This window comes from Microcoleus sp. N9_B4 (assembly GCF_036701635.1).
Taxonomy (GTDB): domain Bacteria; phylum Cyanobacteriota; class Cyanobacteriia; order Cyanobacteriales; family Microcoleaceae; genus Microcoleus.
This window is the reverse complement of sequence record NZ_JAUBRC010000003.1, coordinates 215,176-234,222: the sequence shown is the minus strand read 5'-3', so window position 1 is coordinate 234,222 and position 19,047 is coordinate 215,176. Positions and strand designations below refer to the sequence as shown.

The window sequence follows — 19,047 nt, the reverse complement described above, 5'->3', positions numbered from 1 at the left end:
CGATTTTATCGCATTTTTGAGATTTATAGCGGTCAAATTTAAATTTTTAACGGAGTTTTTCAACCTATGAGCACCTCTGAGTCGCGGATAATCCCGACGGATCTGGGTAATGAGATGTCCCGATCGTACTTGGAATACGCCATGAGCGTAATTGTCGGTCGGGCGCTACCAGATGCCAGGGACGGTCTCAAGCCCGTTCACCGACGCATTCTCTACGCCATGAACGAATTGGGCTTGACTCCCGATCGACCTTTCCGCAAATGCGCCCGCGTCGTGGGGGAGGTGCTGGGCAAGTATCACCCGCACGGAGATACAGCGGTTTATGACGCCCTGGTGCGGATGGCTCAGGATTTTTCCATGCGGGAACGCCTGATCAACGGCCACGGCAACTTCGGCTCCGTTGACAACGACCCGCCCGCTGCCATGCGGTACACAGAATGTCGCCTCACAGCTTTGACTAGCGACTCCATGCTGCGCGACATCGACTCGGAAACAGTTGATTTCGGCGACAACTTCGACGGTTCCCAGCAAGAACCCCTCGTACTCCCGGCACGCATCCCCCAAATTTTGCTCAACGGTTCCTCCGGGATTGCTGTAGGGATGGCCACCAACATTCCGCCGCACAATTTAGGCGAAATAATTGACGGTTTATTAGCACTAATTCACAATCCAGGAATTACTGACCTGGAATTGATGCAGTACATCCCCGGCCCGGACTTTCCCACCGGAGGGCAAATTCTGGGTAGAGGCGGCATTCGCGATGCTTACACCACCGGTCGCGGTTCGATTACAATGCGCGGAGTCGCCGGCATTGAAACCATCGAACATCCCGGCCGCCCCGACAAAGAAGCAATTATTATCACCGAATTGCCTTACCAAACAAACAAGGCAGCCCTAATTGAGAAAATTGCCGAACTTGTCAACGACAAAAGATTAGATGGAATTTCCGACATTCGCGACGAAAGCGATAGAGACGGAATGCGGATCGTGATCGAACTCAAGCGCGACGCCTATCCCCGCGTCGTCCTCAACAACCTCTATAAACAAACACCCCTCCAAGCCAACTTTGGAGCCAATATGTTAGCGCTAGTAAACGGGGAACCCCAACTACTTACGCTCTCGCAATTCCTCAATGTCTTCCTAGACTTCCGCATTGAGACAATTACTCGCCGGACTCAATATGAGCTCCGCAAAGCAGAAGAACGCGACCACCTTCTGCAAGGCTTATTAATTGCCCTAGACAACTTAGATGCAATTATTCACCTAATTCGCGCCGCTGCCGACTCCGCCGCAGCGAAACAAGAATTGATGGATAATTACGGTCTTTCTGAACAGCAATCCGACGCAATTCTGCAAATGCAGCTCCGGCGTTTGACAGCATTAGAAGCGCAAAAAATTCAGCAAGAACACGAAGAACTGCGAGCGAAAATCGCAGATTTGGAAGATATCTTAGCGCGCCGGGAACGCATCTTAGAAATCGCCGAAGTTGAAGCAGTCGAAATCCAAACCAAAATCGCCACTCCTAGACGCAGCGTCATCGAACACGCCGAAGGAGAAATCGATGAAAGAGATTTAATTGCCAACGAACAAGCAATTATTCTGATTACAGAGCAAGGCTACATCAAGCGGATGCCTGTCAGCACTTTCGAGGCCCAAAGTCGCGCTACTCGCGGCAAAGCAGGCGCGAAAATGAAAGAAGACGATGGAGTAGAACATTTCCTTTCCTGCTGCGATCACGATAGCGTTTTGTTCTTCAGCGACAGGGGCGTAGTTTACTCTGTCAAAGCTTATCAAATTCCCGTCTGTTCCCGGACTGCCCGCGGCACTCCCGTGGTGCAACTGCTGCCGATTCCTATAGAAGAAAAAATCACTTCTATGGTGTCAGTGACAGAATTCACCAGCGAAGAATACTTGGTCATGCTGACTCGCGGTGGCTACATTAAGAAAACCGCACTTTCCGCTTTTGGCAACATCCGCACTAACGGATTAATCGCGATTTCTCTAGAAGAAGGCGACCAACTGCGCTGGGTACGGAGAGCAAAAGTTGGTGACAGCATCATCATCGGTACGCGCCAAGGCATGGCAATTCATTTCCGCACTAATCACGAACAGTTGCGCCCAGTCGGCCGCGCGACGCGGGGTGTAAAATCAATGAAATTGCGATCGGGCGATGAGTTGATCAGCATGGACATTTTGCCGAGTTCAATTGTTGCCGAAATTGCTGAATTGGAAACTGAAGAGTCGGAATTTGAGGGAGCTAATATTGCTCTATTAGAAACGGGCGAATCGGAATTTGAAGGGGCAGAAATTGCTGAATTGGAAACGGAAGATGCGGAATTGGAAGATGAAGAATTAGAACTGCAAGCCGAGGAAATTGAAGGCGAAGAGGCTGAAGAAATTTCGACAATTAGCAGCGAAGTTCCTTCGGTGTTGGTAATCACCACCAACGGCTATGGCAAGCGGGTTCCCGTTTCTCAATTCCGCCTACAAAGACGCGCTGGCAAAGGATTGACGGCTACTAAATTCAAGTCGAAAAAGGGTAAGGATCAGGTAGCTGCCCTGCGAATAGTCAACGAAGATGACGAATTGATGATCATTACCAACCGAGGTATTATTATCCGTCAGGCTGTGAGTGCAATTTCTACTCAATCGCGCACAGCAACGGGTGTGCGGGTGCAGCGGTTAGATGAGGATGATTCGATCGTAGCTGTGGCTTTAGTGCCGCCTGCTGGTGAAGAATCGGCGGAAGAATCGGAATCTGAGGAAGTGGCAGAATAGTCATAGGTTAATAGTTTGTAAGGTGCGCCCTGCGTACCTTACTGCTGAATGTACAGAATTACCGCTGAAGTATCTCGACTATCTTAGCGATCGCCTCATTCAACTTCTCAAGTTTAACCTGACCCGCTTTATAGAGTATGATGCCTCGGTCTGTTGTAAACAAGCGATTAGGTCTAATGTTGCTGTTTTGGTTGAGTCCCCCCTCACTAAAGTCGCTACTTTGAAGGGCAATAGCATAAAGATCGCTAATAATCTGGCTAGTAATCTGACAAAGAATTAGATCCTTTCCCTCTAAAGTGGCTAGAATTAAAGCTGGTCTGCGCTTGGCTTGCGTTAAATCTGAAAATGGGAAGGGAACCACAACCACATCACCTTTTACAAATGCTGCCATGCTTCATCCTCCTCCGCTCTCAACCAGTCTTTTTGCAGGGAATATTCACTTAGGAGGCTATTTTCTAGCTGGTCTTTTTGATATTTGTTTTTGAGAAATAGCAGAAAATCCCAAACCTCTTCTAATATGAATTCTGGAATATTTTCCATTTCTTGGAGTAATAATTCTTTAGCACTCATTGTATTTACCTCTTATAAAAATAAGACAGGAATCTATTGAAAATAATCTTCCCTCCTCTACAATCATACATAGTGACAAGTGAAAAATCAACCATCTCTCGTCAAAAGTCTTCAGTCAAAACTCAAATAAATTTTCCGGTGAGGTAATGATGAGTCAACTCCAAACCAAACTACTAACTGATACCTGGGTTACAGCGACTTGGGAGGAATATATAGAAATTATTAAACAGCCGGAGTACGATCGAGCAAAATGCTACTACTACAATGGACAGTTGAGGATTGAAATGGCAGCAGTCGGGGCTGATCATGCTGATGACAACGGAATTATCGTCATCTTAATCAATTTATTTGGCATTGCTAAAGGTATAAAAATGAGACTGCTGGTCAACTGTAGCTACGCCAAAACAGGTGTCAGAGGCGCTCAACCTGATGCTTCTTACTACATCGGAGACCGGGTACAAACGGCACCTCGCGGCAGTTCGGTAGTGAATTTAGATAGCCTAGTTTCCCCAGATTTAGCAATTGAAATTGCCGACAGTTCTCTCGTTGACGATTTGGGGACAAAAAGAATGATTTATGAAGAATTAGGAGTGTCTGAATACTGGGTAGTAGACGTACAAAAAGCGCAAGTTATTGCTTTCAAAATAATTGCTAACCGGGGAAGCGAACGGCTGACGGAATCTCAAGTTTTGCCGGGGCTAAAAGTTGCTTTATTAGAGGAAGGTTTGCGCCGCAGTCGCCAGACGGACAATACAGAAGTAGGCAACTGGTTTTTAGAGGAAGTTCGTGAGAATTGTCAATAGTGCGATCGACTGCATTCTTTTTTTAACTGAAGGCTAGAAACCCGGTTGCGCTTGTGACCAGGAAAATTGGAGGCAGAGCCTCCTGATATGCGTCCCCAGGCAGAGCCTGGGTACGAGTAAAACATTTAATACTAATTGTGAAAAAATATCTGTAGGGACACGGCATTGCCGTGTCCTTAATGCGATCGTTGACAATCGAGCCGATAATTGCTATAGCATAATATAATCAAAAAGTTAATAGCCAAAGTCTCTAAAAATGCCTTATTTAACAGCCACAAACGACATCAAAGCACTCATCGCTAAATTTTCCCAAGCTAAAATCCTGTGGGTTGACACAGAAATAGCAGACTATAAATCCAACCCCAGATTATCTCTGATTCAGGTGTTAGCTGACTCCACAGATTTGACGGGAGATGCCACTTTTCTACTAGATGTCTTGGATAAACCAGAATTGGCAAAAGATTTCATCAACCAAATCATGGTCAATCCCGATATTGAAAAAGTCTTGCACAACTCCAGCTATGACATCCGATTTCTAGGCAATGACGACGCTCAAAATGTCACTTGCACATTAAAAATGGCGAGAAAGATTCCAGATTACATTCTGCCCTTACCTAATCGACAACTCAAAACTTTAATAGAAACACTTTGCGGCATTGCTTATGTAGATAAAACAGAACAAAGCGGCGATTGGGCAAAGCGTCCCCTCACCCAGAAGCAGCTAGAATATGCCAAGATGGACGCGGTTTATTTAGCTGGAGTGCATCGCCGCCTGCTAGAAATCCTTGCCCAATGTTACCCCGAACCCGCAACGGAAAACTTGACAGCATTGGGCGAAAAATATCAGGAAATAGAATCTCGGTGGAAGCCGCTAGATTCAGAAATCGCTGAAGTTAAAGAACGATTCAAAGCAGGGATGCTGGCCCAAAAGCTCAAAGACAGTTCTTATTTTGAGCTGTCCAGTTCGATAACGATGAAAGTTGATTTTATGACGCTGGCCAGATTGACGCAAACTGAGGGAATTGAGTTAAATTTTCCGGTAACGCTGACGAAAGAAATTCAAAAACAGTTAGGCCAACTCATCGCTCATCCATCTTTGGAAGTTGAGGAGATTGCGAGTTGGCGGTTAAATTCTAATGTACAGCAACGGCGGAAATATACTAAGAAAATTGCACCGGAACCGGAGAGTGAGGATTTAACAGCGTTGGGGGAAAGGTACAAAGAAATTTTGCCTGAATGGAAGTTACTGGATTCAGAAGTTGAGCATCTGAAAGAACGAATTAAAAAAGCAATGTTGGTGCAAAATCAGGAAAATACTCCCCATTTTAAGTTATCCAGTTCCTCAATTTTGAAGGTAGATTTTGCTAAATTGGCAAAACTTGCGCTATCTGTGGGAGTTGAGTTAGATTTTATGGTGACGCTGACTCAATACATCCAAAAGCGGTTAGGGGAAGCGATTAACAAAATTGATGTGAAAATTGAGTATATTACGAGTTGGCGGATGACGGCTAAGATTGTGGAAGATGAAGATGAGGAAATCCCGTTTTAACTACTAAAATATCACCTTTCCGCTCATTTTTCTGTGTTCTCTAAGGGTAAAGCCGAGATACGTGCAAAATAGGACACAATGTAAAGTTTGTAACGTGCGACTCGCTCAATGCGATCGCTGTGTTTGTGGCGTGGCGATCGCCATGCCGCAGTTTGTCAAATTTGTCTAGTAATACCACTTCCAAAAAATTATGCTACAAGAGAATCTCTAAGTGGATTAGATTAGATCATCCCTAGCCTATGTTGCATGACTTTTAAGAAGTGGTATAAAAAATTGGGGCTTTGGAGTTTCTACCTTGGTGAGAAAGTGAGAAAAATCAGTCTTTTGATTATTCCTCGCTTAAAGGCTTATTGAGTCTTTCTAAAGTCTCTTCAATTTTTATTATAGTGTTGGCGCAGTAGCCCAATGAAACTTCCGCATCTTTCTTATCAAAATTAAGTTTTCCACTACCGAAAAGGCCTGATTTTCGATTAATTCCTATGCCCTGGTAGAAATATCCTGCCATTTTTCTATAGCGGACATATTGCTCTATATTAATACCTAAGCAATAGCACATAGTTGTTTCATCTAATTCTTGTATTCTGTCCACTGAATGCTGTACACCATCTTTTAAAGCTTTTATCCCTTTGGTTAATTTCGATGATACTTCTTTATTTGAAGACTTTTCAACGTAAATACCCTTGATAAGATCAACCTCATTCAAATAATTATGAGGGTCAAAGCCAAAATAAAATTGTTTTTTATTAGAAAAGAAATTATCAGCTATCTCAAACATTATTTCTAAGCCAGCCGTAGCATAAAAGATTGCTTCTAGATATTTTTCTTCATTCATTAAATCCTCAGCTTTGAGCAATAACTCTTTTGCTTGTTCGTTCTTTATTGCACTCATTTTTTTTATGAAGTTAAGGAGAAAATTTGTAAGCTCATCAACACTAGCATTTTGCTTAGAAAGTCAACAACTGTAAATCAGTGCGGATATCCGAACCGATCAGCATAGGAACCGCCGACTATTCACCTCAAACCAGCGTTTGGAAAGGCAACACCAAAGGAAAGTTACAAACCCAAAGGATTCCGCTCTTTCGTCTTGGCAACCTAACACTTGTCCCATCTACCTATTTCCTAGTCGCCACCGCTGCGCCTTTGCGGTTTATTTCAATCACCCATATTTAACCAAGGTGGGCAAAAGCCCACCATAATTCCTACTTCCCTACCGTGAAATACTCATTCTTAGCATACACGCTAATAATGCAGTCGCCGACTTCAAAAAACATCCCCTCTTGCTCATCTTTAGAAAATTGCAAGTTGCCGTATTTAGAATTAATTTCCTCAGCAGTCGCCGCTTTTGCCTCCATTTCATCCGGGATAAGTCCGGTAGAACCGATATAGAAAACCAGCGGTGAAACTTTTTCCCTGTACACTTTTTCGGCATAAGCTTCCAGTCGCTCATTCGCATTAGCTAAAGCAGCGACAAACTCGTCTCGCTTGATATCTTCTTCCTGCCATTTCGCTTGCAAAAGGCGTAGCAAACTATCTGCACCCACTTTGGCTAAAGTAGCGCTCACAATTCCGTTATCCTCCAACCCCAAAAACTCATCGAAAATCAGTTTCATCAAGTCGTCAACTTTGGTGATTTTTGTTCGGGATGACAGCGTTTTGTGTGCGAAGACAACAGGCTCATCTAAGGTGATGTCAAATGTCGGTTTTGCTAGCTTTTCGCCCGTGTTTTTGTGGTAAACTTCATAAAGGCGATCGAGAAATTTGTTGGCCGAGTGCAATTTGCCGAAGTTGAGGATGTTCTTGCTGCCGATGTCGATTTTGTAGCTGACTCGCGAATCTACTGAACCGTTGGCGATCGCACTTTTTAAATCTGTGTATTCCGTCGTCGTGGGAAAGTTGATGTAAAGGCTTTTTGACAGATAATGCTGTTTCAATTCTTCCAATTGTTCCGCAGTGTAAGCCTCGGAGTCCTCCTTCAAATGAGCCGAGAGAATGCTAGAGAGAATTTTGATTTCTGCGAGTTCCTCAAACACTCCGTCAAGGCTGCCGTAACGCCCGTCAAAAGGCACCAGGGGCAAAGTCTCTAACTTAATATCGTACTCTGAACGAAAGTCAAATTCTTGCACGGGCGAACCGTCTTTTTCAAGGACACCGCATTTTTTGAGCAAATCAAACACTGGTTTACTGCTGATTTTGGTTCGCAGCGACTTGATATTAACTTCGCCGTCGCTGACAATGGTATAATTGTTGAAAGTATTGAGATCTGTAACTAGAATTCCCGCCACTTCTGCGATTAAAGTTTCATCCTCAACTTTTACCAGCTTAACTTTTCTGGTAATCAGCATATTGATGGTAGCGGTATTTTGATTGATGGCAAATGAACCCATTCGCACGTATTCGCCACCATCTAAGAATTCTGTTTTCAGCCAAGGCTTGACAAGGTTGCCGTTTTCGTCTCGCTTTCCTTCAATTCGCTTCAAACCTTTTCGCTGATAGTTTTCTTGCAAGTGTTTTAAGTTGATAATAATGCTGTTGCTGTTTTCCTCCAATATCTTGACTAACTCTAGCAGAGAAATTTTGTCGCTGACTTTTACCCGATCGCCAATTTCATGATTTTTCAACACATCAGGCGCAAAAACAGCCTGTTCCAAATCTTCCGTAAACTCCGCTATTTGGGCATTTGTCAAAGCTTTCGCGTGTTTTTCCGTCAAAGTAGCGTCGAAGGTGCTCGCCAGCGCATACTTAGCCGTATTTAAATTGCCGTCAGCGAGGTTAGCTTTCGCAAAAGCCAACACCGACTCATCAGTTTGAGCAACGGGAACATCTACTTTGTCATACTCATCTTTGGCGACTTTCTGATATTTGTAAAACAGTCCGCGATCGTCTGCTTTCAGCCCGCAGATTTTCAGCGTGCTCGATGAACCGTTAATTTTTTTCCCACTTTTGGAAACAAAAACTTGATAATCGTATTCCTTGATTAACGGTTCTTCCAACGGCGGTGCAACGGAACTGCCTAACAGTTTTGTGCTGTCGTAAAGAGCATCATAAACCATTTTGACTTCGCCAGCGCGGATGCAATTCCCCGATAATGTGTTGGCGATTTTGGAGAGAAGTTTGAAGTCAGCAGAGGCATAGGATATCGTGTTGGCAAACACATCCATGTCTTTGAGTTCTTCGCAAATTTCCCCTAGTTTTGCAGCTTCCGAATTCGCACTGGGGTCATTTGCATAGCCGTCTGTGTGCAAATTGATCGCTGTCATTTCTCCCGCTTTAACCAGAGATTTAGCGAGTTGCATCGACTGCGATATGCAGGTACAGCCAGCCGTGTGGATTTTTTGAATTTCTTTGATGTATTGAGAGTCAAACTTCAGCACTTCTTGAATGGGAATTCGCTGGAAGTGACAAATTACGTCCCCCTTGTCAGCATAGGAAATCAGGCTGACAATTAGCTGGTAATTGTTGTATTCGTCTAAGGTCAAAAGCTTAATTAGGGTTTCTTTCAGCGGTTCTAAGTCATAATACATTGAGCCGGAACGGTCGATGATGATGATGCTGTGAGCGACGGATTTTTCTGGGATATCGCCTGGTGTTCTTTCTAAATTAATGCGATCGACTAGATAGAAGGCCTTTGCGTTTCCGGCAAAATTGTAGAGGGTAAATTTGGTGCGAGTATTGGAGGCTGCTTGGCTGCTGGAACTTTTAACTTGAGATGATTGTTTTGCTTGCCGTGCCATAGTTATCACCTATGTTGATTTATTCCTCAACTTTATGATTACACGCGCTTCTGTGGATGTCAAGGCCTGTCTGAAAAATTATCTGGGAGGGTGAATAACTATTTATATTTAGCGCCGCGGTGCCAGGGAAAACTGCGGCGGTAGGGTAAAGGTGGGTAGTTTTGGCAAAAGTAGTGGATCTGCGTAAATATTTAGTAAAGATTTAGCCAATCATGCTTTATTTAGAAAATCCGCTGCTCAAACTTTATCTAAATCTGATCGGATGGGTGGCGTTCGGATTTTTTCTCGGCCACCTGTTACCGAGAAGCTATTCTACATATTTAGCCAAGTTTCTTTTCTTCTTTGGCACCCCATTGAGCATTGTTGCTTTTATCCGTCGCGCCAATTTGTCTGGCGCTATTTTGATTGCGCCGCTGACAGCTTGGGCGGCAATTCTAGCAGGTGGAGGACTCGCTTGGATTTTGATAACTTTTGTTGTCGGCGAGGAACGTTTTAAGACTCTTAATCGGAGCCCCCAAAATAGCCCGGAGTACACCAGCGCTTGGAGTTTGCCCACTCAAGGCAGCTTCTTATTGGCAACGATGGTGGGTAATACGGGTTTTTTAGGCATTCCCGTCACCTTGTCCTTATTAGGCTCGGAACACTTTGCCTGGGCGTTGTTTTATGACTTGCTAGGCACTACCATGGGAATGAATATACTGGGAGTTGCTATTGCTTCTCACTGCGGTAAAAGTGTGCAAAGTCAGAGTTGGTTAGCTCCCCTGCGGGCAATTTTTCAGAATCCGGCACTGTGGGCTTTTGGTTTAGGATTTGTCTCGCGCAGCTTGCCGCTGTCGCCACAAATCGCAGAATTGTTAACAACAGGCGCTTGGACTGTAATTACTTTATCTTTAATTACGATCGGGATGCAGTTGAGCAAGTTGAATTCCTTGCACAACCTCAAACAAGTTTTGGCTTGTCTCGTGATTAAAATGTTGTTAATTCCCTTGGTAATTGGCATGGGATTAACATTTTTTGGGATCGCGGGTGCCCCGCGACTTGTGCTAGTGCTGCAAATGGCAATGCCTCCTGCTTTTGGTACTACGTTGTTGGCCGAAGCTTTCAATCTCGATCGCGAATTAGCAGTAACTGCGATCGGGATGGGCTGCGTTAGTTTATTGTTTACTATTCCAATATGGATGCGGTTATTTGGTTTTTAAGCTGCTGTGCATCTAATTTGAGAGTCAATTTTTCTACAATTATTGTGGGACGGGCATCCTGCCCGTCTCGGTATTCAATTTAGATGCGTAGCAGCTTAATCAAAATATTAATTTTAGTAGACGATCGGCGATGGATGTTTGTAGTAGAAATTTGGCAAAAAGATAGTCAAGAACAGGCAGGATGCCTGTTCCACAACAATTATGGGAGATGTCTAGTGAGGACTTGCATTCGTCACTACAAACCAATTTGACGGCAACTCCCGACACTGGCAAAACTTGCCGCGCCACGGGAGCCAGATTGCCAAAATCTCAATTATGCTAACCTAGGCAAGCAGCAATCCCTTGTCACGAAGGCGATTAACATAATTTCAAACTATTTATTTTATTGAGGAGCGGTGTATCCCGTATGGCAAACCTGATCGGCACAGACAGCAACGACTTTATTCTAGGAACTCCGCTGAGCGATCGAATTCGCGCCTTAGATGGCGATGATTCGCTCCTGGGTGCGGGAGGAGATGACACCCTAGAGGGCGACGGCGGCAACGACCAGCTTCTGGGAGGTGACGGAGCAGATTCGCTGATTGGCGGTGAAGGAAATGACGAACTTATTGGCAACCAAGGCCGCGATTTTGCTTCCGGCGGGAACGGCGACGACTCGATTCGCGGCGGTTTGGGCAACGACATTCTCGAAGGCAACGACGGGATAGACAGCGTTTTGGGAGACGCCGGGGACGACTTAGTTATTGGCAACGCAGGCTTTGATGTGATTGCTGGCGGTACTGGCAACGACACCCTCACAGGGAATGACGGCGACGATTCCGTGTTCGGCAATGCTGATGATGACTTTCTCTACGGGAATGCGGGGAACGATTCTCTCAACGGCGGTAGCGGCAGGGATCAAATGTTGGGCGGAGACGGCAACGATTATTTGACCGCCGGCGACGGCGACGACACTTTGTACGGCAATGCCGACAACGATTCGCTCTTCGGAGACGCTGGTAATGACCAGATATTCGGTGGCAAGGCTGACGATACAGTTTTTGGCGGCAGCGGTTCCGATACCCTTCGCGGCGATGAAGGCGACGACTCGGTACTGGGAGATGAAGGCAATGACTTCCTGTTTGGTGGCAAAGGCAATGATGGTATCGACGGCGGTTTTGGCGATGACTCCTTGGCTGGAGGTATCGGCGACGATACCATTTTGGGCGGTTTCGGCAATGACAATTTATTTGGGGCAGAGGGTAATGATTCTTTAATCGGAGGCGAGGGTTCGGATACTCTGACTGGCGGCAGCGGCAGCGATGTTTTTGGATTGGGAGCCGGGCCTGGCAGTTTGGTTTTAATTACTGATTACAATGAGGCAGAGGATTTCTTTGGACTGCCGAGCAATTTATCTTTCGGTCAACTTGTAGTTAGCCAAGGCAACGGTGCAAATCTCAGGGATACAGTAATTACGCTCGACGGCAAGCTTTTAGCAATTTTGACAGACACTCCGGCGGCGCTGATCGATGCCAATGATTTTATCGCTGTGACTGGGACGGTTACTCCCAGGCCAACAACAACTACTACTACAACTACAACTACAACAACAACAACAATTACAGATCCAACTCTAACTCCAACTCCAACTCCAACTCCGACTCCGACTCCGACTCCGACTCCGACTCCGACTCCGACTCCGACTCCGACTCCGACTCCGACTCCAACTCCCACGGAAGAAGCGACGCCGACTCTCACGGAACCCGCGACGCCGACTCCGACGCCGACTCCGACTGCAGCACCGACGCCGACTCCGACTGCAGCACCGACGCCGACTCCGACTGCAGCACCGACTCCGACTCCGACTGCAGCACCGACTCCGACTCCGACTGCAGCACCGACTCCGACTCCGACTGCTTCGAGGATTCCAACTCCGCCGACAGTTAGTGTGCCTGATTCGCCTCTGCTATCAATTAGTTCGATCCCCCCGGCGCCGACCCCCGGACTATTGCCAATGCCCGGCCAGACGCCGATATTCCCGACGGCGGTGCCGAACCTGATACCTTTTCCTACACCTGTTCCTACACCTTTCGGGTTCTAGGTGCGATCGCGCAGCTCAGTGATGAGTGATGAGTTAATGTAAAACTCACTAAACTCATCACTCATCACTATTTAACGTCCTGGGGAGTTTCGGCCGAGTCTTCTGGCGACTCGGCTGGAGAATCTTCTAGGGGAGATAATTGTTGGCTGTACCCCAAGAGCGATCGAAGTTTCATGCGGTGGATGTAAGGCCAGCCGCCATTGGCTTCAATATTCCTGAGCAGTTTGTAAAGTGCTTGGCGGTTGTCGGGAAAAGACGCTTGAAACAAACCGTCCCGAATTTCCCGGTGCGAAGCTTCCAGCCTCCGCAGCAGGGCCAAAAGCAGCAGACTGTCTCCCTGACAACTTTCGGCTAAAGTCCGAATCGCCTCTGTCACTGATTGCATTTGAGACTGCAACTTTTCTGACTCTAAATCTTTGCCGTTGTCCATACCGCTGCTTCCTTTGAAATCTACAAGGCCTTTGTCCCCAGCCTTTTGGTCAACCGACTAATCGAGCTAGTCGCGATCGCCATTCGGGGTCATCATAAGCAAAGTAACTTAAGTAGGTTGACTTAAGCAATATTAATTTGCAGTCCAAGTCAGGAAAAGAGCACAACCCGTCGTACCATGTGTATTGGGCTGCGATCCGAACATGATTGAGAAATCATAAGTTCATGCTTATTTTCACGGCGCACTAGCTTGATTTTTTGAGTCAATGCCGGTGTCGGTGAAGCGAGGGATCAGGATCTAAATGCTACCCTAAGCGCTGGCCTAGCCTGCCGGCGGGCAATTATATTTTGCTCGAACTAGGGCTTTTTCTTAATATAATCCGATGTTGGATATTGAGGTTTGCAATGAAATATCGTGCTTTAATTGTTGCACTTTTAGCATTTTGCATGAGTGCGCTGGTTGCTTGTTCTTCTGCTTCTGACACGACGGTGGCGACTACCGAGTTGCTCACCTACGACGAGATTAGAGGTACTGGCTTGGCTAATAACTGCCCTAGCTTGGCAGAAACTTCTCGGGGATCGATCCCCATCGAAGCGGGCGCCACCTATAAACTGACTGGTTTATGTTTGCAGCCCACAACTTATTTTGTCAAGGAAGAACCAGCAAACAAACGCCAAGAAGCGGAATTTGTGCCTGGTAAATTGCTGACACGGTTCACGTCGAGCATTGACCAAGTTCAAGGTACGCTCAAGGTCGGTACTGACGGAACTCTGACTTTCACAGAAGAAGACGGCTTGGATTTTCAAGCTATTACGATTCAGTTACCGGGCGGAGAGCAAGTACCTTTCTTGTTTACCATTAAACAGCTAGTGGCAAGTTCCGAACCGGGAGTGGTTGCTATCAATACTTCCACCGATTTGCGAGGGGAGTTTAACGTTCCTTCTTACCGCAGCGCAGGCTTTTTAGACCCTAAAGCTCGCGGGGTATCGACTGGCTACGACAATGCTGTAGCGCTTCCGGCTACTGACAATTCCAAACGTGTGCGGGCTAATGTTAAGGTAGCTGACACTCGCACCAAGGCGGGCAAAATTTCTCTCCAAGTTGCTAAAGTCAACAGCGCCACTGGCGAAGTTGGCGGGATTTTTGAGAGCACGCAGCCTTCTGATACTGATTTGGGAGCTAGACCGGCTCTGGACGTGAAAATTCGGGGTTTGTTTTACGCTCGCATTGAGCCTTCTGTCTCATAAAATTGGCTTTCAGGATCGATCGAACTTGAGCAGTTTCTGGCCGTAAAGCTCCTGCTCGCCCTTCATTAGCCAACAGTCTTGAGCAACATAACTTAGGACTGTTGACTAATGACTAAATTTATGATTAAATTGTGGTCATTCGCAAGTTATAAAGTTGGGATTTTTTATTAATTAAAGTTTTGTATTCACAGCGCTTTCAGCTTATAATATAAATTTCAAAAATCCTGGTTTAATTCGGGATTCGGTCGAAGACCTTCTACCTGGTAAAAGTCTGCCTGATGCCGAAAAACTTCGGAGCATCCCTCTAAATCCGTTTACGTACCGAAAACTCAACTGGTGTGTCCGCTATCACACCTATTAAGTGCTAGGATTACACTACCTAAAAGTGAATTTTTTTAGACTAGATTAGAAGCTAGATCTAAAGCAACCTCAGTCCTCTGCTCTACCAACCCTTATGTCACCATGTCTACCACAGTGCCGAACGACCTAAAAAGCGAAAATTTGCAATTGTTGCGCGAGTACCAACTTTCTGGATCGAATAAAACCCGCAATCAGTTAGTTAAACTGAATATTGGGCTGGTGAGAAAAGAAGTTTACCACTGGATCAACCAGTGCGGTGAAAGCTACGACGATTTGCTGCAAGTCGGGTGTATTGGGTTGATCAGGGCGATCGAGCGGTTTGATATCGCGAAGGGGCACGCTTTTAGTTCCTTTGCAATTCCCTACATTCGGGGCGAAATTCAACACTACTTGCGGGACAAAAGCCCTTCTGTGCGATTTCCCCGCCACTGGCAATCCCTGGAACGCAAATCAGTAGCAGCGATCAAGGATTTGCAGGTGCAGTTAAACCGCAAACCTACGGATGCTGAAGTAGCAGCAGTCCTTGAGGTTTCTGTACAAGAATGGCAAGAAATTAAGTTGGCCCATCTCAACAGATCGCCTCTGAGTTTGGACGCGCCGATGCAAGATGAAGATGAGGGGGCGACTTGTCTGGGAGAATTGGTCCCCGATAGCAAGTATCGGAGTTTTCAGTTGGCGCAAGAGGATCAAATTCGCGTACAGCAAGCTTTGGCTATGTTGGAACAACGGACTCGCGAGATATTAGAGTTTGTTTTTCTCTACGATTTGACGCAGAAGGAAACGGCTGAACGCTTGGGTATCAGTGCGGTGACTGTTTCTCGGCGAGTTAAGAAGGGGCTGGATTTGCTCAAAGAGATTATGACTAAACAACTTTAGTTATTAGTCAGTTGTTGGTTGTCAGTTGTCAGTTGTTGGTTGTCAGTTGTCAGTTGTCAGTTGTTGGTTGTGAACAGTTAACAGTTAACAGTCAACCGTTAACAGTTAACAGTGAACCGTTAACAGTCAACAGTCAACAGTCAACAGACTACTAACTAATTTTTAGATGCTGCGGACAAATTTATCGAGCCTTTCTACGGCTTTTTTAATTGTGCCTAAATCGGTGGCGTAAGACAAGCGAATGTGGTCGTCTGCACCAAACGCAATCCCCGGAATAACTGCTACTTGCTGCTGTTCTAAGAAAGCGTCGCAAAATTCCAAAGAATTCATTCCAGTCTTGCTGATGTTGACAAACATATAAAAAGCACCGTCTGGTTTAATACAGCTAATTCCAGGGACAGCATCGAGTAATTCAAATATTACCTGACGCCTTTCGGCAAAAGCTAGACGCATTGTTTCGACAGACTCTTGACTGCTTTCCAAAGCTGCGATCGCACCGTACTGTGCAAAGGTACACACGTTTGAGGTACTGTGACCTTGAATGGTGCTGGTGGCTTTGATTAATTCGATCGGCCCGGCCAAATAACCGATTCGCCAGCCTGTCATCGAGTAAGCTTTGGCAAAACCGCTGCTGATCAGGGTGCGATCGAAGATTTCTTTGCCCAGGGAACCGATGCTGACGTGTTGGGCGTCGTCATATATAATTTTTTCGTAAATCTCGTCAGCAACGACTAAAATATCTCGATCGACTATCACCTCGGCCAAGGCTTTGATTTCGGCCCGAGTATACACCATTCCCGTCGGGTTAGAAGGCGAATTCAGTACAAATAACTTGGTTTTGGGAGTAATCGCTTCACTCAGTTGTTCCGGTGTAATTTTATATCCTGTAGAAGCATCAGTCCGTACAATTACTGGCTTGCCACTAGCGAGTTTCACCATTTCAGGGTAGCTTAGCCAGTAGGGAGCCGGAATAATTACTTCCTCTCCAGGCTCGATCAGAGCCATCATCAGATTGTAGAGGGAATGCTTGCCGCCGTTGGTGACAATAATATTTTCCGGTTGATAGTTGAGATTGTTGTCGGATTGGAGTTTGCGGGCGATCGCAGCTTTTAACTGCGGTTCCCCAGTCACAGGGCCGTACTTAGTCTTCCCCGCGTCTAGAGCTTGTTTTGCCGCTGCTTTAATGTGTTCGGGGGTATCAAAGTCCGGTTCTCCCGTACTCAAACTACAGACATCAATCCCTTCGGCCTTCATGGCTTTAGCCTTAGCGGCGATCGCCAAGGTTATGGAAGGAGAAACCTCGCCCACTCGTGCTGCCAACTTAATCATTGGATTTTAGATATTAGATTTTTGACTTTAGATCATAGGGTGACAAATCGTGATATTCAACCCTGTTGTTAGGGAATTATGACATTTGTTTACATAGTACGTAAAGGATTAAGCAATTAAAGAATAAAAATTAAAGAAGCTCTTAGTTTTAATTTTTAATTTTTATTTTTTATTTTTTGACGTTATTATTGTACCATTTTTGATGCCTCGTTACCCTCAATGCCGATCTGCAAGCTTATGGATCTCAAATCTCTAATTCGCGACATTCCTGATTTCCCCAAGCCGGGAATTATGTTTCGAGACATTACAACTTTGCTGCGCGACCCGCAAGGGCTGAGCTACACCATTGACAGCTTAGCGGAAAAATGCTCTGCAGTGTCTGCTGACTATGTGGTGGGCATGGAATCGCGGGGCTTCATCTTTGGCGCGCCTTTGGCTTATAAAATGGGGATAGGCTTTATTCCTGTCCGCAAACCAGGGAAACTACCAGGTACGGTTCATTTTGCTGAGTACGAATTGGAATACGGTGTCGATCGACTGGAGATGCACCAAGATGCGATGACATCCGGCAGCCGGGTGCTGATTGTGGACGATTTAATCGCCACTGGCGGAACGGCGGCGGCGACGGCTAAATTGTTGGAGCAAGCTGGCTGCGAGCTTGTGGGTTTTGCTTTTATCATTGAATTGCAGGCTTTGGGCGGCAGGCAGAAATTGCCGGATGTGCCGATCGTCACGCTAGTTGAATATTAGTTAGTTAACTGTTGGCAGTTGACAGTTGGCAGTTGACTGTTGACTGTTGACTGTTGACTGTTGACTGCTGACAAATAATATTCTTGAGCTTTGCATCGGAATTATTCATCTCTCTCTTCTCTTTCTCTGCGATCTCTGCGTTCTCTGTGGTTACATCATTCCGATGCAACCGGCATTAATATCATTCACAATTCTTCCAATCTAAAATCTAAAATCTAAAATCTAAAATCTAAAACAGTATGACTTCTATTAAATCTAATCGAAATTGGCAATTATTGAGTTCTCTGTTTGCTGGGGAAACATTTACTTATGTTTTCAAGCGACTGTTGCAGGCACTTTTAACCCTATTTTTGGCATCAATGCTTTGTTTTGCAATTATTGAGCTAGCACCGGGAAATTACTTGGATACTTTGAGCCAAAATCCCAAGATTTCGCCGGAGACACTCAAGCAACTCGAACAGCAGTTCGGCTTAGATAAACCAGCTATTGTGCAGTATTGGCTGTGGCTGCAACAAATTGTGACGCGGGGGAATTTTGGCACGAGTTTTGTGTATCAGCGATCCGTAGCTTCGCTGCTGTGGGAACGGGTACCGGCGACGTTATTAATGGCGATCGCATCTTTGATTGTAACTTGGGCGATCGCGATTCCTTTGGGAATTGTCGCCGCCGTCAATCAAAACCGCACAGTCGATCGAGTTTTGCAAGTAGTCAGCTACACCGGACAAGGATTTCCCAGCTTTATCACAGCGTTGCTGCTGCTATTTTTTGCTCAGAATACTTCGCCTCTGTTTCCCGTCGGAGGAATGACAAGTATCGACCACGCAGACTTACCTTGGTGGGGTCAAATCCTCGATTACGGCTGGCATTTAATTTTGCCAACAGTCGCCCTCAGCCTTACTGGTTTTGCTGGTTTGCAAAGATTGATGCGCGGGCAATTGTTGGACGTGCTGCGTCAAGATTATATCCGAACAGCACGGGCGAAAGGTTTGCCGGACGATCGAGTAATTTACATTCATGCTTTGCGGAATGCAGTTAATCCGTTGATTACGCTATTGGGTTTTGAGTTTGCTAGTTTGTTGAGCGGTGCGTTTATTGCCGAATATTTCTTTAATTGGCCGGGTTTGGGAAAGCTGACTCTGGATGCGGTGAACAATCAAGATTTGTATTTAGTAATGGCTAGTTTGATGATGGGTGCGACCATGTTGATTGTGGGGAATTTGTTGGCAGATTTGCTCCTGAAAGCTGTCGATCCTCGGATTAAGCTGGAAGATTTGAAATAGAAGACTTAATTCAGTAACAGAAGGTACGCAAGGGCGATTTGTAATAGTCAACAGTCAACAGTATT

The 19,047-nt window shown here is 45.7% G+C and carries 16 protein-coding genes; 9 read left to right on the top strand and 7 right to left on the bottom strand.

Annotated features, from left to right (window positions below; all coding sequences use genetic code 11):
- The first annotated feature begins 66 nt into the window (after positions 1-66).
- A complete protein-coding gene (gene gyrA / locus QUA43_RS03355) occupies positions 67-2,778 on the top strand; it encodes a DNA gyrase subunit A (RefSeq protein WP_333371003.1) in 2,712 nt (903 codons plus the stop codon).
- A 58-nt stretch (positions 2,779-2,836) separates the two neighbouring features.
- On the opposite strand, the gene QUA43_RS03350 is transcribed toward gyrA, so the two are convergent.
- The gene (locus QUA43_RS03350; protein WP_333371001.1) at positions 2,837-3,169 is read right to left on the bottom strand and encodes a type II toxin-antitoxin system PemK/MazF family toxin; all 333 of its coding nucleotides are present in this window, start codon (positions 3,167-3,169) and stop codon (positions 2,837-2,839) included.
- Positions 3,154-3,348: a hypothetical protein gene (locus QUA43_RS03345; RefSeq protein WP_333370999.1), complete on the bottom strand. Its 195-nt coding sequence runs from the start codon at positions 3,346-3,348 to the stop codon at positions 3,154-3,156. The genes QUA43_RS03350 and QUA43_RS03345 overlap by 16 nt, the downstream gene beginning before the upstream one ends.
- Positions 3,349-3,494: 146 nt before the next feature.
- On the opposite strand from QUA43_RS03345, the gene QUA43_RS03340 reads away from it, so the two are divergent.
- Positions 3,495-4,151, top strand: a complete 657-nt coding sequence (locus QUA43_RS03340) for a Uma2 family endonuclease (RefSeq protein WP_333370997.1) — start codon at positions 3,495-3,497, stop codon at positions 4,149-4,151.
- 256 nt (positions 4,152-4,407) lie between these two features.
- Complete coding sequence (locus QUA43_RS03335) at positions 4,408-5,700, top strand: ribonuclease D (protein WP_333370995.1); 1,293 nt, start codon at positions 4,408-4,410, stop codon at positions 5,698-5,700.
- A gap of 40 nt (positions 5,701-5,740) precedes the next feature.
- On the opposite strand, the gene QUA43_RS03330 is transcribed toward QUA43_RS03335, so the two are convergent.
- From QUA43_RS03330 to QUA43_RS03320, 3 genes are all read right to left on the bottom strand, one after another.
- Entirely contained in the window at positions 5,741-5,878 is a 138-nt protein-coding gene (locus QUA43_RS03330; protein WP_333370993.1) for a hypothetical protein, read from the bottom strand.
- Positions 5,879-6,028: 150 nt separating this feature from the next.
- Positions 6,029-6,589 (bottom strand): hypothetical protein, encoded by a 561-nt coding sequence (locus QUA43_RS03325; RefSeq protein ID WP_333370991.1) that lies wholly within the window; start codon positions 6,587-6,589, stop codon positions 6,029-6,031.
- A 310-nt stretch (positions 6,590-6,899) separates the two neighbouring features.
- Positions 6,900-9,431 (bottom strand): VWA domain-containing protein, encoded by a 2,532-nt coding sequence (locus QUA43_RS03320; protein WP_333370989.1) that lies wholly within the window; start codon positions 9,429-9,431, stop codon positions 6,900-6,902.
- Between the two features lie 212 nt (positions 9,432-9,643).
- On the opposite strand from QUA43_RS03320, the gene QUA43_RS03315 reads away from it, so the two are divergent.
- Both QUA43_RS03315 and QUA43_RS03310 read left to right on the top strand, forming a co-directional pair.
- Positions 9,644-10,630, top strand: a complete 987-nt coding sequence (locus QUA43_RS03315; RefSeq protein ID WP_333370987.1) for an AEC family transporter — start codon at positions 9,644-9,646, stop codon at positions 10,628-10,630.
- Positions 10,631-11,036: 406 nt separating this feature from the next.
- The gene (locus tag QUA43_RS03310) at positions 11,037-12,710 is read left to right on the top strand and encodes a calcium-binding protein (protein WP_333370985.1); all 1,674 of its coding nucleotides are present in this window, start codon (positions 11,037-11,039) and stop codon (positions 12,708-12,710) included.
- A gap of 67 nt (positions 12,711-12,777) precedes the next feature.
- On the opposite strand, the gene QUA43_RS03305 is transcribed toward QUA43_RS03310, so the two are convergent.
- Positions 12,778-13,140 (bottom strand): hypothetical protein, encoded by a 363-nt coding sequence (locus QUA43_RS03305; protein ID WP_333081616.1) that lies wholly within the window; start codon positions 13,138-13,140, stop codon positions 12,778-12,780.
- 404 nt (positions 13,141-13,544) lie between these two features.
- Between QUA43_RS03305 and QUA43_RS03300 the strand changes: the two genes are divergently transcribed.
- On the top strand, positions 13,545-14,387 hold the full coding sequence (locus QUA43_RS03300; RefSeq protein ID WP_333370983.1) for a photosystem II manganese-stabilizing polypeptide: 843 nt from the start codon (positions 13,545-13,547) through the stop codon (positions 14,385-14,387).
- 462 nt (positions 14,388-14,849) lie between these two features.
- Positions 14,850-15,623: an RNA polymerase sigma factor SigF gene (locus QUA43_RS03295; RefSeq protein ID WP_333370981.1), complete on the top strand. Its 774-nt coding sequence runs from the start codon at positions 14,850-14,852 to the stop codon at positions 15,621-15,623.
- A gap of 162 nt (positions 15,624-15,785) precedes the next feature.
- Here QUA43_RS03295 and QUA43_RS03290 read toward each other — a convergent pair whose 3' ends face one another.
- On the bottom strand, positions 15,786-16,952 hold the full coding sequence (locus QUA43_RS03290; protein WP_333370979.1) for a pyridoxal phosphate-dependent aminotransferase: 1,167 nt from the start codon (positions 16,950-16,952) through the stop codon (positions 15,786-15,788).
- 237 nt (positions 16,953-17,189) lie between these two features.
- On the opposite strand from QUA43_RS03290, the gene QUA43_RS03285 reads away from it, so the two are divergent.
- Entirely contained in the window at positions 17,190-17,702 is a 513-nt protein-coding gene (locus QUA43_RS03285; RefSeq protein ID WP_333370978.1) for an adenine phosphoribosyltransferase, read from the top strand.
- Between the two features lie 239 nt (positions 17,703-17,941).
- Complete coding sequence (locus QUA43_RS03280) at positions 17,942-18,982, top strand: ABC transporter permease (RefSeq protein WP_333370976.1); 1,041 nt, start codon at positions 17,942-17,944, stop codon at positions 18,980-18,982.
- Positions 18,983-19,047 lie beyond the last annotated feature (65 nt).